Below are 22,639 nucleotides of genomic sequence, written 5' to 3'. Positions count from 1 at the left end.
CTCTTCCCTTGTGGGTCATGCTGCCCTACACCCGTCGCCACACTTGAAGGTCAAGTATCGGCCAGGCAGAGCGTCATTCGAGCAACATAATTCCAATGACACGTGCGGGCCAGATTATGCCCGCGCGACAATGGCTTCAAGGTACGCAGGAGATAAAGTTCATACAAGTGTTTAATCACCCGCCACCACCCGGTGCGACGAACCGCCGCTGAGCGGTCGCAGACAGGCTTTCCAGACAAGTCGCAGCAACTGGTAAATACCTAAAATCGTCATCGCCATGAAGAGCAGCAGGCTCCACTCAGGAATGCTCAGGTCGAACAGTGTCCAGGAAATCTCCGCGCACTCTGCCTCCCCTTTAAACATCTGTGTCACTTGGCAAAACCAGGGCATGTCCTCGTACTGAACAGCCAGATCAGGCGGGCACGTCATCAGCCGATGCGCTGGATCGCTCTGCAGCACTACCTGCCGCCACGCCGTGACCGTACCCGCCAGACTGCAAAACAGCCCGAGCATCCAATACAGGAAAGAGCCAAAGCGGCCCGGCCCATGCACCGAAGCAGCCAGGCAAATACCCGTGAGTAACGCGAGGCAAGATCGCTGCAACAGGCACAACCCGCAAGGCTTGAGGCCGACCGCATATTCCAGGTAATAAGACACGCCCAGGACCAGGGCACCTGCAATGAAAGCCATGAAAAACAAGGAGCGTGAGCAGGCCAAAGACATGGCATTTCCGTAACAGTAGAGACAGGCGGTTACGGTAGAGGAAAGCGCTGCAGCCTTTCAAGGCAGGTCAGCGGGGACACTTCAACAGAAGTGTAGGGAATTCCCGACAGGAACGAGAGGATTAGGTGTAGTCCCCTGTAGGACTTTGCCGTTAACGGACTACAAAGGTAAATTCCGACAGTTTGCAGGCGACTGGATCGCTCCTTCGAGCGACCCGTCATCCACTCTTCAAGCGTGAACAGGAACCGGCAACGGTGCCGCCAGCAAGCGCTCGTCCAGCAAGACCAAGCCCTCCTGGAACAACTGATTGCTGCGTTCTGTGTCACCCAGCTGCGCCAGCAGCCGCGCCAGTTCCGCACAGGCTTCCGGATTGCGCTGCACTCGCAGGCTGCTTTCCAGATAGTCCCGGGCCTTGCCCCAAAGGCTGCTTTGCAGACACAAGCGCCCCAAAGTCAGCAGCAGGCTCGGATCGGCCGGATGATCCTTGAGCCAACCCTCGGCCGTGTGCAGTTGACGTGCCGGATCGCTGCCGCGAACGAGTCCATAGAGGCGCGCCAGATGACTGTCATAGTTGCGCTTGAGCGCCGTCCGCAGGATCTCTTCGGCCTCGACCTGAGCACCCAGTTGCCGAAGTTGCTCGGCATAAGCGAGCACCAGTTGCGGTTCCTGACGCTGAGCTGAGGTCAACTGCTGCCAGGCGCGATTGAGCGATTGCAAGCCGACCGTCCCGTCTTCTTCCCGATGCGCCGCCAGGGACAGGTTCTCACCCCAGGCCCGGCGTTCCAGTTCGGCCAGTTCGGCCGGTGGCAGGACCTTATCCTTGCGCAGCTCCGGCAGCAGACGAATCACGGCCGACCAGTCGCCCCGCTGTTGGTGCAAGCGCTGCAACTGGCGCAAGGTCTGGACGTTATGAGGATGACGCTCGTGCATGGCTTGCAGGGTCACCAGGGCGCCGTCGGTATCGCCGCGGTCGGTCTGTAATTGTGCGTGGCTCAGGGCAATCGCCAACTCTGCCTGGGGTTGTCGCTCAAGAGCGCGCTCCAGCAGGTTGTCGCTTTCCTCGTATTGACCTTGTTCGTTCGCGGCCCTGGCGGCACCGAGGTAGTAAAGCAGAGGCTGGCGCTCGGCTTCCGCAGCCCGATGCAGATGGCGCTGCGCACTGGCCCAGCGACCTTCGGCCAGATCCAGCTGGCCGTGTTCAATCGCCACCTGCACCCGGCGACTGCGATTGCGCCGCGACCAGGGATTGACCACGCCGCTGGAGGTCGTCACCAATTCGATCAACGCCTTGATGCCCCAGAACACCAGCCAGAGCACAGCGACCAACGCCAGGGTTGCCCACAGGCTCGATTCGTAACGGAAGCTTTTGTAGGCGATCAGCACGTAACCGGAATGCTCGGCAATCGCCAGCCCGAGCACGGCAGCAGCGGCGATCACCAGGAACACGATCACATAGAGGCGTTTCATGGCGTCGCCTCCTGAATGGTGTCCGCGGCAGGTTTGGCCATCGGTTTGATCGAGTCCTCGGCGTTGACGTTACGCCGCTCCAGATACCCTTGAACTGCACTCAGCGTGCCGGTCAGGTCTGGCGTGACAACGGTGACCGGTTGCTTGCTCAACTCGCCAACCTGCTCAAGCATCACTTTGCTCTGAGGATTGTCCGGGTTGAAGTTGCCCTTGAGCACGTCCCGCGCTTCGGCCAGCGCCTGGGTATAAACCGCGGCCTGGCCATTGAGCGCGGCCCATTGCGCCTGCTCCAGTGCCAGGCTCAGGGCCAGGCGCACCTGGCTCAGGCTCTGCCCGGCCAGCAACGGACGCACATTCTTGTCGGCGTTGAAGTCGATGCGGATGTAGCGCGAGACCTGATCCCACCATTGCGCCCAACGACTGGCGCCGTCGCCATCAGCGGTGAGACCCAGCAGGGATTCGCCACGATCCTTGTACTCGGGTGCCAGCTCAGTGAGGCTGATCACTTGATCGCGCAGCGCCCCCAGTCGCAGGAACAGACCGGTGCGATCCGGCTGTTGGGTGCTACGCAATGCCACCAGCGTTTTGGCCACTTGCTCGCGAGCGGCAAAGGAACCCGGGTCGTTCTGTTCGCGCAGAATTTCATCGGCACCCTGCACCAAAGCCTGGGCACTGCTGATGTCCTGCAACGCGGAAAGACGCAGGCTGGCCAGACGCAGCAGGTGCTCGGCCTCGGCCAGACGCCAATCCTTGCGGCTGGCGCCGAGAACCGTTTCCAGACGTTGATTCAGGCGTTGCTGATCGCCTTGAAGTTGAATGACCAAACGACTGCGCGCGTCTAGCTCGGCGGCGGCAGGCATTTGTTCCAGGCGAGCAGTCAGGCGTTGTTCATTGAGCTTCAGGTCCTGTGCCTGATCGCTCAATGCCTGGACCTGACTCAACTGCAGTTGAGTATTGGCTTGCAGGTGACGCACCTGCCAGACTCCCCAACCGCCCACGGCGACACCGGCAGCGCCCAGCAACAGCGCGACGATTGCCAGCCCATTGCCTCGGCGCTGCACTGCAGCAGGTGGCCCGGTTTCAACCGGTGCTTCAACCGGTGCATCGAACACTGGCTTGACGTCATCTTTAGGCAAGGCTGTTTCGCTCACGTATCCATCCTTTGCATTAGAGAACGGGTCCGGGATGCTCCCGCAACGCCGTCAGCAAAGCCGCGGCACTGGCGCCACGACAATCCACAACTGTTTGGGCCCCGGCGGCACGTGCCAGCTCGGCAACCCTGGGGCTTGGAACAAACAACGGCAACCGCGCCAATTGCGGCCAGGCATCGCCGGCCAATTGATGCAGGTGCTCAAAACCCTGTCCACTGCTGACCACCAGCCCGTTCAAGCGTTCCGCTTCGATCCGGTCAGGCAGCGCTGCCGGCGGGTACTGCGGCAGGTCGCGGCGGTACAACTCCAGATACTCGACACTAGCACCAAGCTCGCGCAAACGCTCAGCCAGCAACTCGCGCCCGCCCTCTCCACGCATGATCAGCACGCGCGGACCGGGCCGCGCGATTGCCTCGCGCAACTGAGGAAGTTCAAGCAAGGCTTCGCTGTCATCGCCCTCCACCGGAAAGCTGATGTCCAACCCGCGATCCTCGAGGATCTGCGCGGTGGCGGCGCCCACGCTGAACCACTTCAAACGAGGGGGTTGCGGCCGATACCTGTCGAGCAGATCCACGGCAATTCTGGCGGCCGGCTTACTGACCACGATCACCGCGCAATAGCGATCCAGCCCCAGAATCATCTTGCGCATTGTGTCAGAGGCAGGAATCGGCTCGATCTCCAAAAGCGGCAAACTGCTGCTGAAAATCCCCTTTTCGGCCAAAAGACTGCTCAGCGCCGCCGACTCATCCGCGGGACGCGTCAGCAGCAGGCGCCAACCCGTCACTCGTGACCTGCCTCGCCGTAGACAGCTTTCAGAATGTCGTTGGCGCCTTGACTCAGCAGGTCTTCAGCCACTTGCACGCCCAAGGCTTCGGCGTCGCTTCGTGGCGCACGAGCCTCGGCGCTGATCAGCAGACCGCCGTTCGGATCACCGACAAGACCCCGCAACCAGATCTGCTCGCCTTCAAGCACGGCATAGCAGGCGATCGGCACTTGGCAGCCGCCATTCAAATGTTTGTTGAGAGCACGTTCGGCGGTCACGCGGATGGCGGTGTCCTGATGGTGCAGCGGTGCCAACAGCGCGTGAATTTCGCTGTCGATGCTGCGGCATTCGATACCCACCGCGCCTTGGCCACCGGCCGGCAGACTGTCGTCGACGCTGATGGTCGAGGTGATGCGATCTTCAAAGCCCAGACGAATCAGGCCGGCGGCAGCGAGGATAATGGCGTCGTATTCGCCGGCATCGAGCTTGGCCAGACGCGTGTTGACGTTGCCGCGCAGGAAGCGAATTTCCAGGTCCGGACGACGGGTCAGCAACTGGGCCTGACGGCGCAGGCTGGAGGTGCCGACGATGCTGCCTTGCGGCAATTCGTCCAGGCTGGTGTAGGTGTTGGAGACGAATGCATCGCGCGGGTCTTCGCGCTCGCAGATGCAAAACAGACCGAGGCCTTCAGGGAAGTCCATCGGCACGTCTTTCATCGAGTGCACCGCGATGTCGGCTTCGTTTTCCAGCAGCGCGGTTTCCAGTTCTTTGACGAACAGGCCCTTGCCGCCGATTTTCGACAGTGGCGAGTCGAGCAACTTGTCACCGCGACTGACCATGGGCACCAACGTCACAAGCAGACCCGGATGGGCCTCTTCCAGACGGGCTTTGACGTATTCGGCCTGCCACAGGGCGAGTGCACTTTTACGGGTGGCGATGCGGATTTCGCGAGAGGACATGGATCAATCCGTACTGAATAGATACGGCGGATAATAACAGCTCAACCAAATCCACTTTGACTTGTATCAGAAACCGCGTGGCCTCCCTGGCCTCAGACATCCAGCAATCGGGATGAAACCCGCCCGTAAATGGCGGATTAAAGCTGTTGCATCATCTTGCGCACGCCGGCCACATGCCGTCGGCTGACGATCAGGGCGTCGCCGTTCAAGCCTTTGAGGAACAGCTGAAAATGCCCCAGAGGCGTGCGCTGCAGGCGTTCGATGCGCTCGCGGGCGACCAGCGCGTTGCGGTGGATTCGCACGAAACGATCGCCAAATTCATCTTCAAGGGCCTTGAGCGGCTCATCCAGCAGCACTTCGCCGCCTTCGTGGCGCAAGGTCACGTATTTGTGATCCGCAATGAAGTAGACCACCTGATTCAATGGGATCAGCTCGATGCCTTTACGGGTACGGGCGCTGATGTGGCTGCGCGGGCCGCTGCCACTTTCGGCGGCGGGACGGGTCAGGGCCGCGAGCTGGACGCGATTGGGCCGCTCGGCTTTTTTCAACGCTTCATGTAATTGTTCTGTACGCACAGGTTTCACCAGATAGCCTACGGCGCTGGCCTGTAAGGCTTCCACGGCAAATTCATCGGGGCCTGTGCAAAACACCACGGCGGGCGGGGTTTCGCGTTCGCACAATCGTGCAGCCACTTGCAGGCCATCGAGGCCCGGCATGCCGATATCGAGCAGCACGATATCGGGTTTGTGGCTGTCGATCAGAGCCAACGCTTCATCGCCGTTCGTGGCGCTAGGCTCCAGGACACTGTATCCCTCGAGTTCGCCAACCATTCGGCTCAGGCGCTCGCGGGCAAGGGGTTCGTCATCAACGATCAGGACATTCATATTGCGCTGGATTCCTGCGTGAGTCTCGCACAAGGATAGCGTAGACAGGTGAAGTGACGTCCGTCACCGCGATCCACGCTAAGACTAGCGCGACGGCCAAAAAGTGCCGCCCGACCGACGGTTATATTTTCATCTGTCGTGCGTTTGGCGGCCCAGGCCCGCGTTAACGAGGCATCGCCGTAGGGTTTGTTGATACACAATATGAACACCCCCTCTTCTTATAGTCAGCTGCAGCGTCTGGAAGTGCGCTGGTCCTACTGTCCAACTGTAGACGGTTGCCGGCACGATATTGCTCAATTGAAAAATATCGTTGCGCAAATTCCCTCGGCGCTGATTCGAGTATGGGCCGCCACCTGAGAAAAAAACGTATCGACCAGTGTCAGCGACAGGATTGGCAACCCTGTTATTATCCGCGACAGCTTTCTACGCCATCTTTCTTCAGCCGACACGAGCGAATTCATGAGCACTGACAAGACCAATCAGTCCTGGGGCGGCCGCTTCAGTGAACCCGTCGACGCCTTCGTCGCCCGCTTCACCGCCTCCGTCACTTTCGACCAGCGCCTGTATCGCCACGACATCATGGGCTCGATCGCTCACGCCACGATGCTGGCCAAGGTCGGCGTGCTGACCGATGCCGAGCGCGACAGCATCACTGATGGCCTGAAGACCATCCAGGGTGAAATCGAGGCCGGCCAGTTCGACTGGCGCATCGACCTCGAAGACGTGCACATGAACATCGAGGCGCGTCTGACCGACCGCATCGGCGTCACCGGTAAAAAGCTGCACACCGGTCGCAGCCGTAACGACCAGGTCGCCACCGACATCCGCCTGTGGCTGCGTGACGAGATCGACCTGATCCTGAGCGAAATCACCCGCCTGCAAAAAGGCTTGCTGGAACAGGCCGAGCGCGAAGCCGGCAGCATCATGCCGGGCTTCACTCACCTGCAAACCGCGCAGCCAGTGACCTTCGGGCATCACATGCTGGCCTGGTTCGAAATGCTCAGCCGCGACTACGAACGCCTGGTCGACTGCCGCAAGCGTACCAACCGCATGCCGCTGGGCAGTGCCGCACTGGCCGGTACCACTTACCCGATCGACCGCGAATACACCGCTCAACTGCTGGGCTTCGACGCTGTGGGCGGTAACTCGCTGGACAACGTGTCCGATCGTGACTTCGCCATCGAGTTCTGCTCGGCCGCGAGCATCGCGATGATGCACTTGTCGCGTTTCTCCGAAGAACTGGTGCTGTGGACCAGCGCGCAGTTCCAGTTCATCGATCTGCCGGACCGTTTCTGCACCGGCAGCTCGATCATGCCGCAAAAGAAAAACCCGGACGTCCCGGAGCTGGTGCGTGGCAAGACCGGTCGCGTATTCGGCGCACTGATGGGCCTGCTGACCCTGATGAAAGGCCAGCCCCTGGCCTACAACAAGGACAACCAGGAAGATAAAGAGCCACTGTTCGACGCCGCCGACACATTGCGCGACTCGCTGCGGGCCTTTGCCGACATGATCCCGGCGATCAAACCCAAGCACGCGATGATGCGTGAAGCCGCCCTGCGTGGCTTCTCCACCGCCACCGACCTGGCTGACTACCTGGTACGTCGTGGTCTGCCGTTCCGTGACTGCCACGAAATCGTTGGCCATGCCGTGAAGTACGGCGTGGAAAGCGGTAAAGACCTGGCGGAAATGAGCCTGGAAGAGTTGCGCAAGTTCAGCGATCAGATCGATCAGGACGTGTTCGCCGTGCTGACCCTGGAAGGCTCGGTGAATGCCCGTGACCACATCGGCGGAACTGCGCCGGCACAGGTCAAGAAAGCTGTGGCTCGCGGCCAGGCCTTACTCGCCAGCCGCTAAAAGCATCGCGGGCAAGCCTTGCTCCTACGGATTAGCGTGATCCGTAGGTGCAAGGCTTGCCCGCGATGGCATTCGCAAGAACGCTGCAAAAACCTACTTCTTGGAGGCGACCATCGCCAAAAACGCTGGCATCGCCGCTTCCTTGTCCTTCGCAATCCGCTGCACATTCGGATATTGCCCCAGACGCTCCAGCAGCGCCTTGGCCGCCGGCATCTCCGCCAGCAAATCCAGGTCAAACAGCTTCTGCGCCACCGCACAGGCCAACGGCACGCTGTAGAGGAAATACAAATCCGCAATGCTCAGGCTGTCGCCTGCCACATAAGGGGCGAATTTGCCGTGCCTGCCCAGTGAGGCAAACCCCAGCAGCAACTCGGCTTTGGTCTTGTCCTTGATCGCATCCGGCACAGTCATGCCGAAAAATGCTTCGGCATAGCAGGCACGCCCAGGCAGTTCGATGTACAGCTCGATTTCCTTGGCCAGTGCCAGCACCTGCGAACGCTCAAAGGGATCGCTCGGCAACAGCGGCGTGCCTTTCTGGCTTTGTTCGAGGTATTCGAGAATCACGCTGGTTTCGTTGATGAAACCCTGCTCGACACCCAGCACCGGCACCTTCCCGCGCGGGCTGATGGCTAATGCCTCGGGGCTCGGCCCCGGGTGAAACAGCACCTCTTCAAACGGCAGTCCCTTCTCGAGCAGCGCCAGCTTGACCATGTTGTAGTAGTTGCTGACGGAAAATCCATAAAGCTTGAGCATCACATAGCCTCCAGGCCGTGCGGGGTTGGCAGGTGCCTTTTATAGAATGCCGCGACGTTTCTTGCCAGCAGCATCACAGCGCTGAATGCAGGTAAACTGGCCGCCTTAACTTGAGGAGCCTGCCATGAGCGAGCCAACAGATATCGAGATCGACGAAGAAGAATTCGCCGAAAACACCTTGGTCGAAGCCATCGAAAACCAGATCGAAAGCGACAACCCGCCCGCCGCCAAAGCGACCTTCAACAAGCTGACCCTGGTGGGTTACGAGCGTGAAGAAATCCTCAATCTGATGGCCCACGTTCTGGCAGTGGAAATCGACGCGATCCTCGAAGAAGACCGCGCGTTCAATACCGAATGGTACGAAGCTGCGCTGCGTGCATTGCCAGAGTTGCCGCCGGAAAAGAAGTAACTCCGCAGGCCCCCTGTGGCGAGGGGATTTAGCGAAACGTCGCACCGCCCCGTTGGGCGGCGAAGCCGCCCCAAAACCATAGCACTCGGTGTATCAGGTATACCGTGTGTAATGGTTTACGACTGCTTCGCAGCCGAACGGGGCGGTGCGACGTTTCGATAAATCCCCTCGCCACAGACGGCCACTCCCTCGCCACAGAATCGGCCCCAACACAAATTGTCACCAATCGCTCCCGCCTTCCTCCAGCCCCTGACTACACTGAACCCACCCCGCTGCCGCACCACCCACCGGGGAATGCTTCCCAAGGCGAAAAAACCCTGTCGCGAGCACTGGACATGCCGCCCGAGTGGGATCACCTTAGGGACGCTGTCGTCCAATTCCTAGAAAGTCTGGAGTCCTTATGTCGCTTACCCCTGAGTTGGTTGCCGAACTGGAAATCCTCGCACTCTTCAACCTGGACAGTTCCCAGGAAGGTTTGAAAATTCATCAGACCGCTGCCCCGAAAGCCATTGCCGCCGCCCAAAGACTGTTCGACAAAGAATTGATCACCCAGCCAGATGGTGGTTATCTGACCAGCCTCGGTCGTGATGCCGCGCAAAATGTGCAAACCGTTCTGACCATTCTCAACGTCCGGGAAACTGCCTGAGCATTACCGTAGCGCCCACGGAAACCCCTGCTACGGGATTTCCGCGGGCACATTTCGTTACCTGCCCTGCTGCCAGCCGTCGCCCCGCGATAAAAATCTGACGCCGGAAAAACAAAATCAGCTTAAAAGTCCTGGAGCCGAGGCGCTAAACTGCCCCTCATCCGCAGACAATCACGTCTGAGCCCCGCGAGCCGGTTTGAGCTGACATGACCCGCCCCCATGAAATCCGCCCCGATCTGGACGAGGGAATCGACCGCAAGGTTCTCAGCCAGCTGCGCGCACGTTTTCTGAAGCTCAATGAAGGCCGTATGGCCCGCGCCATGGAAGGGTTGTCGACCCGCCAGCAAGCGGTGCTGAGCTTGTTGCCGCTGTTTTTTCACGTCAATCACCCGCTGTTGCCAGGGTACGTTTCGGGCAGCACGCCGGCCGGGCTGTCGAATTACGAACCCGACGCCAACACCCTCGCCGAAGCCCAGCGCCTGACCCGCTCGTTTTCCTATAAACCCCGCCACGGCAGCAATCCGCCGCGACCGATTCGCGGCCTGTTCCTGATGGGCAGCCTCGGCACCCTCGCCCAAGCCGACCAAAGCGACATGGATGTATGGGTCTGCCACGGGCCGGACTTGAGCGAAAGCGAGCTCACTGAACTGCGCAAAAAATGCCAGCTTCTCGAAACCTGGGCTGCCAGCCAGGGCGCCGAGGCGCATTTCTTCCTGATCGACCCGACCCGTTTCGTACGCGGCGAACGTGATACCCAACTGAGCTCGGAAGACTGCGGCACCACCCAGCACTATCTGCTGCTGGATGAGTTTTATCGCACCGCGATCTGGCTGGCCGGACGCACGCCCATCTGGTGGCTGGTGCCCGTCTACGAAGAAGCGAGCTACGACCGTTACACCCACACGCTGATGTCCAAGCGCTTCATCCGTGCCGATGAAACCCTCGACCTAGGGCATCTGGCCTATATCCCGCCTGGCGAATTTATCGGTGCCGGGCTCTGGCAGTTGTTCAAGGGCATCGAGTCGCCCTACAAATCGGTCCTCAAACTGCTGCTGATCGAGGTCTACGCCAGCGAACACCCCAAGGTCCATTGCCTGAGCCTGCGCTTCAAGCAAGCGGTGTTTGCCAATCGGCTTGACCTTGACGAGCTGGATCCATACGTCGTGGTTTATCGGCGCATTGAGGAATACCTGACCGCCCGTGGCGAGCCGGAACGCCTGGAGCTGGTACGCCGGGCGTTGTACCTGAAGGTCAATCGCAAACTCACCGGCAGCAGCAGTCGCACGCAGAGCTGGCAGCGCTCGTTGCTCAAACGCCTGGCCCACGAATGGCAGTGGGATCATCGTCAACTGGCCCTGCTCGACAGCCGCAGTCAGTGGAAAGTCCGTCAGGTCGGTTCTGAACGCAGGGCCTTGGTCAAGGAGCTCAATTACAGCTATCGCTTCCTGACCCAGTTCGCCCGCACCGAACAAACCGTCAGCCTGATCAACAAGCGCGACCTCAACGTGCTGGGTCGACGGCTGTACGCAGCTTTCGAGCGCAAAGCCGACAAAGTCGAGTTCATCAACCCTGGCATCGCCCCGGATCTGGCCGAAGACACCCTCACGCTGGTGCACGCGCCGAACAAAAAAGAATTGGGTCAAACTCAGTGGGGTTTGTACAACGGCAGCCTGACGGCCCTCGAATGGGAGCATTTCGCACCGATCAAGCGCAGCCGCCAATTGCTGGAACTGCTGACCTGGTGTCACCGCAACGGCGTGATCGACAGCAGCACTCGCCTGGCCTTGCATCCCGGCACCAGCGACCTGAGCGAGTTCGAACTGTTCAACCTGCTCGGCAGCCTGCAACAGAGCATCGCGCTGCCGCTGACAACCGTCGCCGAAGAACCGTTACTGCGCGCCAGCGTGCCGAGCGAAGTGCTGATTCTGGTGAACGTAGGCGTCGATCCACTCAAGCACCACCGCGACCTGAACATCCTGATGACCACCGAGCGCACCGATTCCCTGAGTTACGCCGGCGTCCGGGAAAACCTGGTACTGACCCTGGATCAGGTCACACTCAACAGTTGGAACGAAGTGCTGGTCAGCCGCTTCGACGGCCCTCACGCGCTGCTCGACTGCGTGCGCGATTACCTCAACAACCTGCCCGGCGGGCTACAACAACCCACGTTGCGGGTTCGGTGCTTCTGCCACAACCGCGCGCAGTTCATCGCCCAGCGGGTTGAAGAGATCCTCGACACCGCGCAGAACCTGCTGTTGAGCAAACTCAATCATCGCTACCTGATTCAGGTCCAGCAGCACTACCACGTGCTGGAACTGGTACCCGGCCAGGTCAATCATGTCGCCCTCGCCACGCTGTCGGCGCTGGTCGATTACCTGGGCGAAGAGCGGGCATGCTACAGCCCGCTGCACCTGGACCCGATGGCACTGGAAGACCACGACCTGGCGCTGGTCCTGCCGATGGGTCAGCCCGATTGCATTCAGGTGTTCTACCGGATCAACGAATACCACGCCGACCTGTACGTGCTGGATGAATTCAATGCCCTGTGGCAACAGCGCTTGCCCTACCACGACGAGCAAAGCCTGCTGGTGCCGCTGCAACGTTTCCTGCAATCGATCCAGTACCGGCGCGACGCCTTGCTGGCGATGGACGTCGCCCAGCCGTTGAGCCTGGACACCTTGTATTACCAACTGCTGCCCTCCGGCCCTGTACGGGCGCGTCGGGTCGAAGCTCGGCCAGCGCCGCAAACCCCGGTCAACAAACCGTTCTACGACGTGCAGGCGATTGTCGGCAAAGCCGCACCGGGACAGGCGCAGGTCACGTTGTATTGCAATCAGCGGGAATTTTCAGAGCTGGAGCATGGCGACCGACTGTTCAACGTGGTCGCCCGGGAAATCGTCGAGCAGCGCCGTGAAACCGAACGCTATCGCTGCTACATCACCGACCTGGACCTGTCGGGCCTGCTCGGTGATGGTCAGAGTTCAAGTATTTTGTATTTGCGCTACAAGGCTGACCTGGAGCGCGCATTGAACGAGGCGCTCGAGCAGGTCTGACGAGCTTATTCCGGAAAGTGACCGCCCTCGGCCGGCTGCCATTCAACTTCCAGCAGGGTCAGTTTGAGCGTCTTGCCGCCCGGTGCTGGCCAGTCGATGTGCTGACCCACCTTCAGGCCGAGCAGCGCGCTGCCCACTGGCGCCAGAATGGAAATCTTGCCTTCGTCGGCATTGGCATCCTTCGGATAAACCAGCGTCAGGTGATAGTCCTTGCCGCTGCCTTCTTCGCGGCAATGCACACGGGAATTCATGGTCACGACATCGGCGGGTACTTCATCGTGACCGACCAGGGTATCGGCGCGATCCAGTTCGGTTTGCAGCGCGATAACGCCCGGCAGCGTGTCATCCAGGCTGTCGATCAGGCGCTCCAGACGTTGCACGTCCAGACGGGTAAGGGTGATTGAAGGTGCGGTCATGATTTGGGCAGACTCCTTTCTTCTGCACAGAAAAAGCAAAACCCCGCCAGAAAAAGGCGGGGTTTTCACGAGCCTCGATGGGTTGAGGCGTTTCTCGACACTATCACAGCTCAATAAATATACAAGTGAGGGGCGACCTTGGTACTGACCGGAGGAAATTGCCTTTGTGGGAGCGGGCTTGCTCGCGAATGCGGTATGTCAGTCAACGTTGATATCGACTGATGCACTGCATTCGCGAGCAAGCCAGCTCCCACAAGGGTTTTGGGTCAGGCGCAGGATTTACGCTGAAGGGCCTGGGCGCAAATGACACGACGCCGATCATCATCGGCCGAGCGCCATTCGCGGATGTCTTCGACATGGCGAAAACACCCAAGGCAGACCTTCTGCTCATCCAGCCGACACACGCCGCTGCACGGTGAAGCCACCGCCGGGCTGACATTGCTGTAGAGCGGTTTGGGCGCACGAACGGGCGCAGGCTCGGTCACGATCTCACAGACCTTCGAAATCGAGCTCGGCGTCAGCTTGCTGCTTGACGATGCGCTCGAGCATCTCGCCGAGTTGTTCGTCGCTCTTGTCACACATCCAACGCTTGCTCTCTTCGTCGTAATCGAAGTGGAACCCGCCGGACACGGCCGCCAGCCACAGCTGACGCAGCGGTTCCTGGCGGCTGAAAATCAACTGGCTGCCGTTTTCGAACTTGACGGTGAGCACACCGGCCGAGCTCTCCAGATCGATATCCAGGTCACACTCGTCAAAAATATCCTCCAGCGCCTGCTGGGTGGCATCGACCAGGTCGTGGAAACGGGCTTCAGTCAAACTCATTGCGGGAACCTCAAAAAGTGTCTACTCACGCTCAAGCGCCGCAAGATACGGGCGAGCCCCGGTGATTGCAAAGGATAACGACCAAGGGCCGATATAGGTACATCAAACACTGTACCTGTGGGAGCGGGCTTGCTCGCGAAGGGGCCAGCACCTTCAACATCTTTGTTGACTGAACCACCGCTTTCGCGGGCAAGCCCGCTCCCACAATGGGCTGCACATAACTTACCGGCATCTGGCCAAGCCCCGCCGGACGGGAGCCCCGTCGCATAGGCAAGCTGCCGGGTGGCCGGTATACTCCGGCGCAATTAACGCATTTTCAAGGATTTCGCCATGAAGCGCCTGATCTCTTCCCTTGCTGCGCTCGTCGCGGTTGCCTGCCTTGTGTCGGCCTGTGGTCAAAAAGGCCCGCTGTACCTGCCTGACGATTCTCAGGACCCTGCCGAGCAGGCCCAGTCATCGCAGAAGTCTCCGTCGAAAGCACACAAGCACGACGTCTACCAATAAGGGAACGCCATGGACGCTTTTAACTACCGTGACGGCGAGCTGTTTGCGGAAGGTGTTGCCCTGTCCGCCATCGCCGAACGCTTTGGCACACCGACCTACGTCTACTCCCGTGCGCACATCGAAGCCCAGTACCTGGCTTACGCCGATGCGCTGGCCGGCATGCCGCACCTGGTCTGCTTTGCGGTCAAGGCCAACTCCAACCTGGGTGTACTGAATGTCCTGGCGCGTTTGGGCGCCGGTTTCGACATCGTCTCCCGTGGTGAGCTGGAACGTGTACTGGCCGCTGGCGGCAGCGCCGACAAGATCGTGTTCTCCGGTGTCGGCAAGACCCGTGACGACATGCGTCGTGCCCTGGAAGTCGGCGTGCATTGCTTCAACGTCGAATCCACCGATGAGTTGGAACGTCTGCAAGTGGTCGCCGCCGAGCTGGGCGTTCGCGCGCCGATCTCGCTGCGCGTGAACCCGGACGTCGACGCCGGCACCCATCCGTACATTTCTACCGGTCTTAAAGAGAACAAGTTCGGCATCGCCATCGCCGACGCCGAAGACGTGTACATCCGCGCCGCACAACTGCCAAACCTGGAAGTGGTCGGTGTCGATTGCCACATCGGCTCGCAACTGACCACCCTGCCGCCATTCATCGACGCCCTCGACCGCCTGCTGGGCCTGGTCGACCGCCTCGGCGATTGCGGCATCTACCTGCGCCACATCGATCTCGGTGGTGGTTTGGGCGTGCGTTATCGCGATGAAGAGCCGCCATTGGCTGCCGACTACATCAAAGCCGTGCGCGAGCGTCTCGACGGTCGTGACCTGGCGCTGGTGTTCGAGCCGGGCCGCTTTATCGTCGCCAACGCCGGCGTGCTGCTGACTCAGGTCGAGTACCTCAAGCACACCGAACACAAAGACTTCGCCATCGTCGACGCGGCCATGAACGACCTGATCCGCCCGGCGCTGTACCAGGCCTGGATGGACGTCACCGCTGTGCGCCCGCGCACCACCGCGGCTCGCGCCTACGACATCGTCGGCCCGATCTGCGAGACCGGCGACTTCCTGGCCAAGGATCGTCAGCTCGCCCTGGAAGAAGGCGACTTGCTGGCCGTGCATTCGGCCGGTGCCTACGGGTTTGTCATGAGTTCCAACTACAACACCCGCGGCCGTGCCGCTGAAGTGTTGGTGGACGGTGATCAGGCATTTGAAGTGCGTCGCCGTGAGACGGTAGCCGAGTTGTTTGCTGGCGAAAGCCTGCTGCCGGAGTAAAACCATGCTGCTGCGTTTTACCAAGATGCACGGCCTGGGCAATGACTTCATGGTCCTCGACCTGGTCAGCCAGCATGCGCACATCCTGCCCAAACATGCCAAGCAATGGGGCGATCGGCATACGGGTATCGGTTTCGACCAGTTGCTGATCGTCGAAGCGCCCAGCAACCCGGACGTGGATTTCCGCTACCGGATCTTCAACGCCGACGGCTCCGAAGTGGAACAGTGCGGCAACGGTGCGCGCTGCTTCGCTCGCTTCGTGCTCGACAAGCGCCTGACCGCGAAGCGGCAGATCCGCGTCGAGACCAAAAGCGGCATCATCGAACTGGATATCCGCAGCGACGGGCAAATCGGTGTCAACATGGGCGCACCGCGCCTGGTGCCGGCCGAGATTCCATTTGAAGCGCCGGAGCAGGCCACGAGCTATCAGGTTGACGTCGACGGCACCCTGGTCGACCTGGCCGCCGTGTCCATGGGCAACCCTCATGCCGTGCTGCGGGTCAGCGACATCAACAATGCACCGGTGCATGAACTGGGGCCGAAAATCGAAAACCATCCGCGCTTCCCGGCGCGGGTCAATGTCGGTTTTCTCCAGGTCATCGACCGGAGCCGTGCGCAGCTGCGCGTCTGGGAACGCGGGACCGGGGAAACCCAGGCGTGCGGAACCGGCGCCTGCGCTGCCGCAGTGGCCGCGATCAGCCAGGGGTGGATGGATTCGCCACTATTGATCGACCTGCCCGGCGGGCGTTTGTCCATTGAATGGGCAGGCCCTGGCCAACCGGTCATGATGACCGGCCCGGCAGTGCGCGTTTATGAAGGACAAGTGCGTCTTTGAGAGAGTCGAATCAATGAAAGATAAGCCCCAGGTTCCCGCCCTACAGCCCGACGAATCCCCTTCCGAAAGCCTTGAGGCGGCGGCGATTGCCGCGTACCTGGAGGCTCATCCGGATTTCTTCGTCGAGCATGAAGACCTGCTCGCAACCCTGCGCATTCCGCACCAGCGCGGCGACACCATCTCGCTGGTCGAACGCCAGATGACCATCCTGCGCGACCGCAATATCGAGTTGCGTCATCGCCTCTCGCACTTGATGGACGTGGCCCGCGACAACGACCGCCTCTTCGACAAGACCCGCCGGCTGATTCTCGCGCTGATGGACGCCACCAGCCTGGAAGACGTGGTGATCAGTGTCGAAGACAGTCTGCGCCAGGACTTCCAGGTGCCTTTCGTCAGCCTGATTCTGCTGGGTGACAACCCGATGCCGGTAGGCCGCTGGGTAACCCATGCCGACGCGCAAACGGCCATCGGCGGTTTGCTCTCGGAAGACAAAAGCGTGAGCGGCAGCTTGCGTGAACACGAACTGGACTTCCTGTTCGGCGAAGAACAGCGCAAGCAGATTGGCTCCACTGCCGTCGTCGCCATCAGCTACCAAGGCATCCACGGCGTCCTGGCCATCGCCAGCCGCGACCCGCAGCACTACAAGAGTTCGGTGGGCACGCTGTTCCTCAGCTACATCGCCGAAGTCATGGGCCGCGTGCTGCCACGTGTCAACACCTCCCTGCGCTCGGTACGCTGATCGTGGAACGGCAACTGGACGCTTACTGCGAACACCTGCGCAGTGAGCGGCAGGTGTCGCCTCACACGCTGTACGCCTACCGTCGTGACCTCGACAAAGTGCTGGGCTGGTGCGTCAAAAAGAACATCAGCAGTTGGGCGGCCCTGGACATTCAACGCCTGCGCAGCCTGATCGCACGCCTGCACTCACAAGGCCAATCGTCGCGCAGCCTGGCGCGGCTGCTGTCGGCGGTGCGCGGGCTCTATCATTATCTGAACCGCGAAGGCCTCTGCGACCACGACCCGGCTAACGGTCTGGCGCCACCGAAAGGCGAACGTCGGCTGCCAAAAACCCTCGACACCGACCGTGCGCTGCAACTGCTTGAGGGCGCGGTGGAGGATGATTTTCTGGCGCGTCGGGATCAGGCGATTCTGGAGCTGTTCTATTCCTCGGGTTTGCGGCTGTCGGAGCTGACCGGGCTCAATCTGGATCAGTTGGACCTGGCCGACGGCATGGTTCAAGTGCTCGGCAAGGGCAGCAAGACCCGACTGCTGCCGGTCGGCAAAAAAGCTCGCGAAGCGCTGGAGTTGTGGCTGCCGCTACGGGCCATGACCAACCCGGCGGACGACGCGGTGTTTGTCAGCCAACAAGGCCGGCGCCTCGGCCCACGGGCGATTCAAGTGCGGGTTAAAGCCGCTGGCGAGCGCGAGCTGGGGCAGAACCTGCATCCGCACATGCTGCGGCACTCCTTCGCCAGCCATTTGCTGGAATCGTCCCAGGACCTGCGGGCGGTTCAGGAATTGCTCGGCCACTCGGACATCAAAACCACCCAGATCTACACCCACCTGGACTTCCAGCACCTGGCGACGGTTTACGACAGCGCCCATCCACGGGCCAAACGCATCAAAGGCGATGAGTCATGAGCATTCAATTGATCACCTTCGACCTCGACGACACCCTGTGGGATACCGCCCCGGTGATCGTCAGCGCCGAAGCCGTATTACGTGAATGGCTGACCGAGCATGCACCGAATCTGGGCGCCGTGCCGGTGGAGCATTTGTGGGCGATTCGCGAGCGGATCCTGAGCAGTGAGCCGGGCCTCAAGCACCGCATCAGCGCCCTGCGCCGCCGAGTCTTGTTCCATGCGCTGGAAGAGGCCGGTTACGACCAGGGTCAGGCCTCAGACCTGGCCGATCAGAGTTTTGAAGTGTTTCTGCATGCGCGGCATCAGCTGGAAATCTTCCCGGAGGTGCAACCGACCCTCGAGACTCTGGCCAATCACTACGCCCTCGGCGTGGTCACCAATGGCAACGCCGATGTGCGCCGCTTAGGGCTGGCGGACTACTTCAAGTTTGCCTTGTGTGCCGAAGACATCGGCATCGGCAAGCCGGATGCGCGACTGTTTCATGAGGCGTTGCAACGCGGTGGTGCGACGGCCGAGACGGCCGTGCATATCGGCGATCATCCGGGTGATGACATTGCCGGCGCCCAGCAGGCGGGATTGCGGGCGATCTGGTTTAACCCGGCGGGCAAGGTGTGGGAAGCCGAGAAGGCACCGGATGCCGAGATTCGCAGCCTGAGCGAGTTGCCGGCGTTATTGGCCCTCTGGAACGCCCAACACTAATCCTGAATTCACATATAACCCCTGTGGGAGCGGGCTTGCTCGCGAAGGGGCCGTGTCAGTCGACTCCACTTTGACTGACATACCGCTTTCGCGAGCAAGCCCGCTCCCACATTGACTCGCACCACATCCACGCGTTTTATTCACCCATGAAAAAGCCCGCAGCGACGGCGGGCTTTTTCAGCAAGCAAGCGGCGGCTTTAGATAGGCCGGCTGCCGTACTTGTTGTCAGGCTTCTTGGGCGGATCGGCGACCACATTGGCCTCCACTTCCTGCACCTTGCCGCCCTTGGCCAAGAACTCTTCCATGGCCTTGGCCAAGGCATCGCGTTCCTTGTTTTTCGCTTCGACGCTCGGCAGCTCATCGACCGATACCGCTGCCTTGGCTTTGCCTTTGGCGGTCGGAACGGGCGCTTCACCGCCATCGTCGTCAGCAACGTCTTCCGCTGCTGTTTCCAGACCTTCTTCGGTTTCGTCGTCGTCGCCTACTTCGAGGTCGTCGTTTTCCAGATCATCGTCGCTCATGTTCTACCTCATGACTTGCGAAAAGCAGATTAGTTATAGCCCAGCTTCGCCGTCTGTCGAAGGCCGCCGGAAAAAATTCTACAAACGCTGGTAACCAGCGGTTTATGCCTCTTCACCGTGCACGGTGGCGAGGACTTTACGGGCACCGCCAAAATCACGGTGCTCGCCCAGATAAACGCCTTGCCAGGTTCCCAGCGCCAGTCGGCCTGCCGAAATCGGCAAACTGAGCTGACAGCCAAGTACGCTGGCCTTGAAGTGCGCCGGGAGGTCGTCCAGGCCTTCGTCGTTATGCTCATAGCCGTCTGCTCCTTGTGGGATCAGACGATTGAAAAATCGTTCGAAGTCGCGACGTACCGCCGGATCGGCGTTCTCGTTGATGGTCAACGACGCCGAGGTATGCTGCAGCCACAAATGCAACAGACCGACCCGACATGCCTTGAGTTCAGGCAAGCCGGCGAGTAACTCGTCCGTTACCAGATGAAAGCCCCGGGGCCTCGCCCGCAGGGTAATCAGAGTCTGTTGCCACATACAGTTCTCCGCACGTTCGGGGCGCATTCTAGCGCGCTCTGGGAAAAAACAAAGGCCCTAATATTCCTTCTATCATGTAAGCCATTGGCCGCAGAAAAACGCCCGTCGTAAACGCCACTAAACGTGTACGAAAAAACCTTTCAGCAGTTCCTTCACTGACAAACTTCAGACAAAAAAATGCCCGGCAAGCCGGGCAAATTTTTTGTGCGCGTGCTTACAAGTTGTAGCCGCGTTCGTTGTGGAGTGCCAGATCGATGCCGACAGCCTCTTCTTCTTCGGTGATACGCAGCCCCATGACGGCGTCCAGCACCTTGAGAATGATGAAAGTGACGATCGCGGTGTAGATCACCGTGAAGCCCACGCCTTTGCACTGAATCCAGACTTGTGCGGCGATGTCGGTGACGGTGCCGAAGCCACCCAGCGACGGTGCAGCAAAGACACCGGTCAGGATCGCGCCGAGGATACCGCCGATACCGTGTACACCGAAGGCGTCCAGGGAGTCGTCATAGCCGAGTTTGCGTTTCAGGGTGGTGGCGCAAAAGAAGCACACCACGCCGGCTGCCAGACCGATGACCAGAGCCCCCATCGGGCCCACGGTGCCAGCGGCTGGAGTGATTGCAACCAGACCGGCCACAACACCCGAAGCAATACCCAAAGCACTTGGTTTGCCGTGCGTGATCCATTCGGCGAACATCCAGCCCAATGCAGCGGCGGCGGTTGCGATCTGGGTCACCAGCATCGCCATACCGGCAGTGCCGTTGGCCGCAGCAGCGGAACCGGCGTTGAAGCCGAACCAGCCAACCCACAGCATTGCAGCGCCCATCAGGGTGTAACCGAGGTTGTGCGGCGCCATCGGGGTAGTCGGGAAACCTTTGCGCTTGCCCAGTACCAGGCAGGCAATCAGACCGGCCACACCGGCGTTGATGTGCACCACGGTGCCGCCGGCGAAGTCCAGCACGCCCCAGTCCCACAACAGGCCGCCGTTACCGGACCAGACCATGTGCGCGATCGGTGCATAAACCAAGGTGAACCAGACGCCCATGAAGATCAGCATGGCGGAGAACTTCATCCGCTCGGCGAAGGCACCGACGATCAACGCGGGGGTAATGATGGCGAACGTCATCTGGAAGGTGACGAACACCGCTTCAGGGAACAGCGCCGCAGGGCCGGTCAGGCTCGCAGGCGTGACACCGGCGAGGAATGCCTTGCCCATGCCACCGAAGAACGAGTTGAAGTTGATGACGCCCTGTTCCATGCCGGTGGTGTCGAACGCGATGCTGTAGCCATAAATGACCCACAGGATGCTGATCAGGCCGGTAATGGCGAAGCACTGCATCATCACGGAAAGAATGTTTTTGGAGCGAACCATGCCGCCGTAGAACAGCGCGAGACCGGGAATGGTCATGAACAGCACGAGGGCTGTCGAGGTCATCATCCAGGCAGTGTCGCCGGAGTTGAGGACTGGGGCCGCCACTTCGTCTGCCGCCATAGCCAAGCCGGGCATTACGAGGGACAACAGGGCTCCTAGCCCTGCGAATTTACGCAGAGTCATATTGTTTTCTCCTGGGGCGTTGGGTTTGTGGCGGCTTAGATTGCGTCGGTATCGGTTTCGCCGGTACGGATGCGAATCGCCTGTTCCAGATTGACCACGAAGATCTTGCCGTCACCGATCTTGCCGGTGTTGGCCGCCTTGGTTATCGCCTCGATAACCCGGTCAAGATCCTTGTCGTCAATGGCGACATCGATCTTCACCTTTGGCAGGAAATCGACCACATATTCCGCGCCGCGATACAGCTCGGTGTGACCCTTCTGCCGACCGAAGCCTTTGACTTCAGTAACGGTAATGCCCTGCACGCCGATCTCGGACAGCGACTCGCGTACGTCGTCCAGTTTGAACGGCTTGATGATGGCAGTGACTAGCTTCATGAAAACTCTCTCCCGAATTGGTGGACTTGCCCCAGGAAAACAAACCCGACTCAAGTCTAAGCGCAGTGCCTGGCTTTGTAACGCATCGTCGGCCTTACCTGCCCGTCCGACGCCTGCTAACCACTCCGCACGAAACACTTCCCCCGTTCCGCTTGGCGCACTGCATTCGTCACAGCGACTGCATCAGTGCATGGGTTACTACTGACTAAGCAGAAAGCTTGCCATCTCCACAAAACTCTCTGTTTTCAAGCCCTTGGCAGCAGATGCCAACCACTTCGCCGCAACTGCTGCCGCGTTACGCACAACAACAGTGCGATGCCGTCCGTCCGCATGCGCGAAAAGCGTGCACAGTCAGCGGTCGGGATTGACTATAGACACTGCGTGATACACTGCCCGCCATTGTTGACAGGACATTTCCCATGCTCGCACCCAAAGACTTCCTCGATGCCCTGAGCGGCACCGCCTCGCGCCTCTTCAGCGGCGACACCCCGCTGCCGAAAAGCGAAATCGAAAGCCAGTTCAAGGCGCTGCTGCAGAGCGGCTTCAGCAAGCTGGACCTGGTAAGCCGGGAAGAGTTTGATAGCCAGATGGTTGTGCTAGCGCGGACCCGGGCACGGCTGGAAAGCCTTGAGGCGAAAGTCGCAGAGCTGGAAGCAAAGCTCAATCCACCTACCGAGTAACACCGCAGATCCCTGTGGGAGCGGGCTTGCCCGCGAATGGAGTCGCGTCGGTCTACCAGCCATCCCACCCTGGACAGACCACCCCTGTAGGAGCTGCCGAAGGCTGCGATCTTTTGATCTTTAAGCCCTCAAAAACCCCGGCAACG

Annotated in this window: 25 protein-coding genes and 1 pseudogene; 11 read left to right on the top strand and 15 right to left on the bottom strand. The window is 60.2% G+C overall.

Annotation, left to right across the window (positions count from 1 at the left end; genetic code table 11):
- Window positions 1–171: 171 nt before the first annotated feature.
- From DFS28_RS01900 to DFS28_RS31060, 7 genes and pseudogenes are all read right to left on the bottom strand, one after another.
- Entirely contained in the window at window positions 172–723 is a 552-nt protein-coding gene (locus DFS28_RS01900) for a disulfide bond formation protein B (protein WP_111448331.1), read from the bottom strand.
- 228 nt (window positions 724–951) lie between these two features.
- Window positions 952–2,190 carry a heme biosynthesis protein HemY gene (locus DFS28_RS01895; RefSeq protein WP_111448330.1) on the bottom strand — a complete coding sequence of 413 codons (1,239 nt, stop codon included), beginning with the start codon at window positions 2,188–2,190 and terminating at the stop codon, window positions 952–954.
- A complete protein-coding gene (locus tag DFS28_RS01890; RefSeq protein WP_111448329.1) occupies window positions 2,187–3,341 on the bottom strand; it encodes a uroporphyrinogen-III C-methyltransferase in 1,155 nt (384 codons plus the stop codon). Before DFS28_RS01890 ends, DFS28_RS01895 begins: the two co-directional genes overlap by 4 nt.
- Window positions 3,342–3,357: 16 nt before the next feature.
- Entirely contained in the window at window positions 3,358–4,125 is a 768-nt protein-coding gene (locus tag DFS28_RS01885) for a uroporphyrinogen-III synthase (protein ID WP_111448328.1), read from the bottom strand.
- Window positions 4,122–5,063 carry a hydroxymethylbilane synthase gene (gene hemC, locus DFS28_RS01880; protein ID WP_111448327.1) on the bottom strand — a complete coding sequence of 314 codons (942 nt, stop codon included), beginning with the start codon at window positions 5,061–5,063 and terminating at the stop codon, window positions 4,122–4,124. Before hemC ends, DFS28_RS01885 begins: the two co-directional genes overlap by 4 nt.
- 137 nt (window positions 5,064–5,200) lie before the next feature.
- Window positions 5,201–5,947, bottom strand: a complete 747-nt coding sequence (locus tag DFS28_RS01875; RefSeq protein WP_111448326.1) for a LytTR family DNA-binding domain-containing protein — start codon at window positions 5,945–5,947, stop codon at window positions 5,201–5,203.
- Window positions 5,944–6,263 (bottom strand): annotated as a pseudogene (locus tag DFS28_RS31060) (sensor histidine kinase); the annotation flags it as partial. The gene DFS28_RS01875 and the pseudogene DFS28_RS31060, both read right to left, overlap by 4 nt.
- Before the next feature lie 143 nt (window positions 6,264–6,406).
- Here DFS28_RS31060 and argH point away from each other — a divergent pair.
- On the top strand, window positions 6,407–7,801 hold the full coding sequence (gene argH / locus DFS28_RS01870) for an argininosuccinate lyase (protein ID WP_033060676.1): 1,395 nt from the start codon (window positions 6,407–6,409) through the stop codon (window positions 7,799–7,801).
- A gap of 93 nt (window positions 7,802–7,894) precedes the next feature.
- Here argH and DFS28_RS01865 read toward each other — a convergent pair whose 3' ends face one another.
- Entirely contained in the window at window positions 7,895–8,554 is a 660-nt protein-coding gene (locus DFS28_RS01865; RefSeq protein WP_111448325.1) for a glutathione S-transferase family protein, read from the bottom strand.
- 124 nt (window positions 8,555–8,678) lie between these two features.
- Here DFS28_RS01865 and DFS28_RS01860 point away from each other — a divergent pair, with 124 nt between their 5' ends.
- The 3 genes from DFS28_RS01860 (at window position 8,679) to DFS28_RS01850 (ending at window position 12,662) form a co-directional block, all read left to right on the top strand.
- Window positions 8,679–8,963 carry a hypothetical protein gene (locus DFS28_RS01860; protein ID WP_008150274.1) on the top strand — a complete coding sequence of 95 codons (285 nt, stop codon included), beginning with the start codon at window positions 8,679–8,681 and terminating at the stop codon, window positions 8,961–8,963.
- Window positions 8,964–9,363: 400 nt separating this feature from the next.
- Entirely contained in the window at window positions 9,364–9,609 is a 246-nt protein-coding gene (locus DFS28_RS01855; protein ID WP_008150272.1) for a TIGR02647 family protein, read from the top strand.
- 206 nt (window positions 9,610–9,815) lie between these two features.
- A complete protein-coding gene (locus tag DFS28_RS01850) occupies window positions 9,816–12,662 on the top strand; it encodes a class I adenylate cyclase (RefSeq protein WP_111448324.1) in 2,847 nt (948 codons plus the stop codon).
- 5 nt (window positions 12,663–12,667) lie between these two features.
- On the opposite strand, the gene rnk is transcribed toward DFS28_RS01850, so the two are convergent.
- The 3 genes from rnk to cyaY all read right to left on the bottom strand — a co-directional run bounded on the left by rnk (window position 12,668) and on the right by cyaY (window position 13,900).
- Window positions 12,668–13,078: a nucleoside diphosphate kinase regulator gene (gene rnk / locus DFS28_RS01845; RefSeq protein ID WP_008150268.1), complete on the bottom strand. Its 411-nt coding sequence runs from the start codon at window positions 13,076–13,078 to the stop codon at window positions 12,668–12,670.
- A 266-nt stretch (window positions 13,079–13,344) separates the two neighbouring features.
- Window positions 13,345–13,563: a DUF1289 domain-containing protein gene (locus DFS28_RS01835; protein WP_111448323.1), complete on the bottom strand. Its 219-nt coding sequence runs from the start codon at window positions 13,561–13,563 to the stop codon at window positions 13,345–13,347.
- A 4-nt stretch (window positions 13,564–13,567) separates the two neighbouring features.
- Window positions 13,568–13,900 (bottom strand): iron donor protein CyaY, encoded by a 333-nt coding sequence (cyaY, locus tag DFS28_RS01830; protein ID WP_046053810.1) that lies wholly within the window; start codon window positions 13,898–13,900, stop codon window positions 13,568–13,570.
- A 330-nt stretch (window positions 13,901–14,230) separates the two neighbouring features.
- Between cyaY and DFS28_RS01825 the strand changes: the two genes are divergently transcribed.
- From DFS28_RS01825 to DFS28_RS01800, 6 genes are read left to right on the top strand one after another with little or no spacing between them, the layout of a single operon-like run.
- Complete coding sequence (locus tag DFS28_RS01825) at window positions 14,231–14,404, top strand: lipoprotein (RefSeq protein WP_033060682.1); 174 nt, start codon at window positions 14,231–14,233, stop codon at window positions 14,402–14,404.
- Between the two features lie 9 nt (window positions 14,405–14,413).
- Window positions 14,414–15,661 (top strand): diaminopimelate decarboxylase, encoded by a 1,248-nt coding sequence (lysA, locus tag DFS28_RS01820; protein WP_111448322.1) that lies wholly within the window; start codon window positions 14,414–14,416, stop codon window positions 15,659–15,661.
- A 4-nt stretch (window positions 15,662–15,665) separates the two neighbouring features.
- The gene (dapF, locus tag DFS28_RS01815; protein ID WP_046045083.1) at window positions 15,666–16,496 is read left to right on the top strand and encodes a diaminopimelate epimerase; all 831 of its coding nucleotides are present in this window, start codon (window positions 15,666–15,668) and stop codon (window positions 16,494–16,496) included.
- A 13-nt stretch (window positions 16,497–16,509) separates the two neighbouring features.
- A complete protein-coding gene (locus DFS28_RS01810; protein WP_111448321.1) occupies window positions 16,510–17,235 on the top strand; it encodes a DUF484 family protein in 726 nt (241 codons plus the stop codon).
- Between the two features lie 2 nt (window positions 17,236–17,237).
- Window positions 17,238–18,137 carry a tyrosine recombinase XerC gene (gene xerC, locus DFS28_RS01805; RefSeq protein WP_111448320.1) on the top strand — a complete coding sequence of 300 codons (900 nt, stop codon included), beginning with the start codon at window positions 17,238–17,240 and terminating at the stop codon, window positions 18,135–18,137.
- A complete protein-coding gene (locus DFS28_RS01800; protein WP_111448319.1) occupies window positions 18,134–18,838 on the top strand; it encodes an HAD family hydrolase in 705 nt (234 codons plus the stop codon). Before xerC ends, DFS28_RS01800 begins: the two co-directional genes overlap by 4 nt.
- 197 nt (window positions 18,839–19,035) lie before the next feature.
- Here DFS28_RS01800 and sutA read toward each other — a convergent pair whose 3' ends face one another.
- The 4 genes from sutA to glnK form a co-directional block, all read right to left on the bottom strand.
- Window positions 19,036–19,359, bottom strand: coding sequence for a transcriptional regulator SutA (gene sutA, locus DFS28_RS01795; protein WP_008150253.1), 324 nt, complete (start codon window positions 19,357–19,359; stop codon window positions 19,036–19,038).
- Between the two features lie 102 nt (window positions 19,360–19,461).
- Window positions 19,462–19,887 (bottom strand): secondary thiamine-phosphate synthase enzyme YjbQ, encoded by a 426-nt coding sequence (locus DFS28_RS01790; RefSeq protein WP_111448318.1) that lies wholly within the window; start codon window positions 19,885–19,887, stop codon window positions 19,462–19,464.
- Window positions 19,888–20,101: 214 nt separating this feature from the next.
- Window positions 20,102–21,439 carry an ammonium transporter gene (locus tag DFS28_RS01785; protein WP_033060693.1) on the bottom strand — a complete coding sequence of 446 codons (1,338 nt, stop codon included), beginning with the start codon at window positions 21,437–21,439 and terminating at the stop codon, window positions 20,102–20,104.
- A gap of 35 nt (window positions 21,440–21,474) precedes the next feature.
- Window positions 21,475–21,813 (bottom strand): P-II family nitrogen regulator, encoded by a 339-nt coding sequence (gene glnK, locus DFS28_RS01780; RefSeq protein WP_002555808.1) that lies wholly within the window; start codon window positions 21,811–21,813, stop codon window positions 21,475–21,477.
- Between the two features lie 419 nt (window positions 21,814–22,232).
- On the opposite strand from glnK, the gene DFS28_RS01775 reads away from it, so the two are divergent.
- Complete coding sequence (locus tag DFS28_RS01775; protein ID WP_008007559.1) at window positions 22,233–22,493, top strand: accessory factor UbiK family protein; 261 nt, start codon at window positions 22,233–22,235, stop codon at window positions 22,491–22,493.
- Window positions 22,494–22,639 lie beyond the last annotated feature (146 nt).

The sequence above is a fragment of the Pseudomonas sp. 478 genome (genome assembly GCF_003254125.1).
Taxonomy (GTDB): Bacteria; Pseudomonadota; Gammaproteobacteria; order Pseudomonadales; family Pseudomonadaceae; genus Aquipseudomonas.
This window is presented reverse-complemented; position numbering and strand designations above follow the sequence as displayed.

What these genes read in the sequence shown, in the direction of transcription:
- dapF (WP_046045083.1), top strand. Translation starts at nt 15,666, where the DNA reads ATGCTGCTGCGTTTTACCAAGATGCACGGCCTGGGCAATGACTTCATG.
- DFS28_RS01900 (WP_111448331.1), bottom strand. Translation starts at nt 723, where the DNA reads ATGTCTTTGGCCTGCTCACGCTCCTTGTTTTTCATGGCTTTCATTGCA.
- DFS28_RS01875 (WP_111448326.1), bottom strand. Translation starts at nt 5,947, where the DNA reads ATGAATGTCCTGATCGTTGATGACGAACCCCTTGCCCGCGAGCGCCTG.
- cyaY (WP_046053810.1), bottom strand. Translation starts at nt 13,900, where the DNA reads ATGAGTTTGACTGAAGCCCGTTTCCACGACCTGGTCGATGCCACCCAG.
- rnk (WP_008150268.1), bottom strand. Translation starts at nt 13,078, where the DNA reads ATGACCGCACCTTCAATCACCCTTACCCGTCTGGACGTGCAACGTCTG.
- DFS28_RS01785 (WP_033060693.1), bottom strand. Translation starts at nt 21,439, where the DNA reads ATGACTCTGCGTAAATTCGCAGGGCTAGGAGCCCTGTTGTCCCTCGTA.
- DFS28_RS01775 (WP_008007559.1), top strand. Translation starts at nt 22,233, where the DNA reads ATGCTCGCACCCAAAGACTTCCTCGATGCCCTGAGCGGCACCGCCTCG.
- DFS28_RS01895 (WP_111448330.1), bottom strand. Translation starts at nt 2,190, where the DNA reads ATGAAACGCCTCTATGTGATCGTGTTCCTGGTGATCGCCGCTGCTGCC.
- hemC (WP_111448327.1), bottom strand. Translation starts at nt 5,063, where the DNA reads ATGTCCTCTCGCGAAATCCGCATCGCCACCCGTAAAAGTGCACTCGCC.
- DFS28_RS01810 (WP_111448321.1), top strand. Translation starts at nt 16,510, where the DNA reads ATGAAAGATAAGCCCCAGGTTCCCGCCCTACAGCCCGACGAATCCCCT.
- DFS28_RS01860 (WP_008150274.1), top strand. Translation starts at nt 8,679, where the DNA reads ATGAGCGAGCCAACAGATATCGAGATCGACGAAGAAGAATTCGCCGAA.
- DFS28_RS01850 (WP_111448324.1), top strand. Translation starts at nt 9,816, where the DNA reads ATGACCCGCCCCCATGAAATCCGCCCCGATCTGGACGAGGGAATCGAC.
- DFS28_RS01800 (WP_111448319.1), top strand. Translation starts at nt 18,134, where the DNA reads ATGAGCATTCAATTGATCACCTTCGACCTCGACGACACCCTGTGGGAT.
- argH (WP_033060676.1), top strand. Translation starts at nt 6,407, where the DNA reads ATGAGCACTGACAAGACCAATCAGTCCTGGGGCGGCCGCTTCAGTGAA.
- glnK (WP_002555808.1), bottom strand. Translation starts at nt 21,813, where the DNA reads ATGAAGCTAGTCACTGCCATCATCAAGCCGTTCAAACTGGACGACGTA.
- DFS28_RS01855 (WP_008150272.1), top strand. Translation starts at nt 9,364, where the DNA reads ATGTCGCTTACCCCTGAGTTGGTTGCCGAACTGGAAATCCTCGCACTC.
- DFS28_RS01865 (WP_111448325.1), bottom strand. Translation starts at nt 8,554, where the DNA reads ATGCTCAAGCTTTATGGATTTTCCGTCAGCAACTACTACAACATGGTC.
- DFS28_RS01790 (WP_111448318.1), bottom strand. Translation starts at nt 19,887, where the DNA reads ATGTGGCAACAGACTCTGATTACCCTGCGGGCGAGGCCCCGGGGCTTT.
- DFS28_RS01825 (WP_033060682.1), top strand. Translation starts at nt 14,231, where the DNA reads ATGAAGCGCCTGATCTCTTCCCTTGCTGCGCTCGTCGCGGTTGCCTGC.
- lysA (WP_111448322.1), top strand. Translation starts at nt 14,414, where the DNA reads ATGGACGCTTTTAACTACCGTGACGGCGAGCTGTTTGCGGAAGGTGTT.
- sutA (WP_008150253.1), bottom strand. Translation starts at nt 19,359, where the DNA reads ATGAGCGACGATGATCTGGAAAACGACGACCTCGAAGTAGGCGACGAC.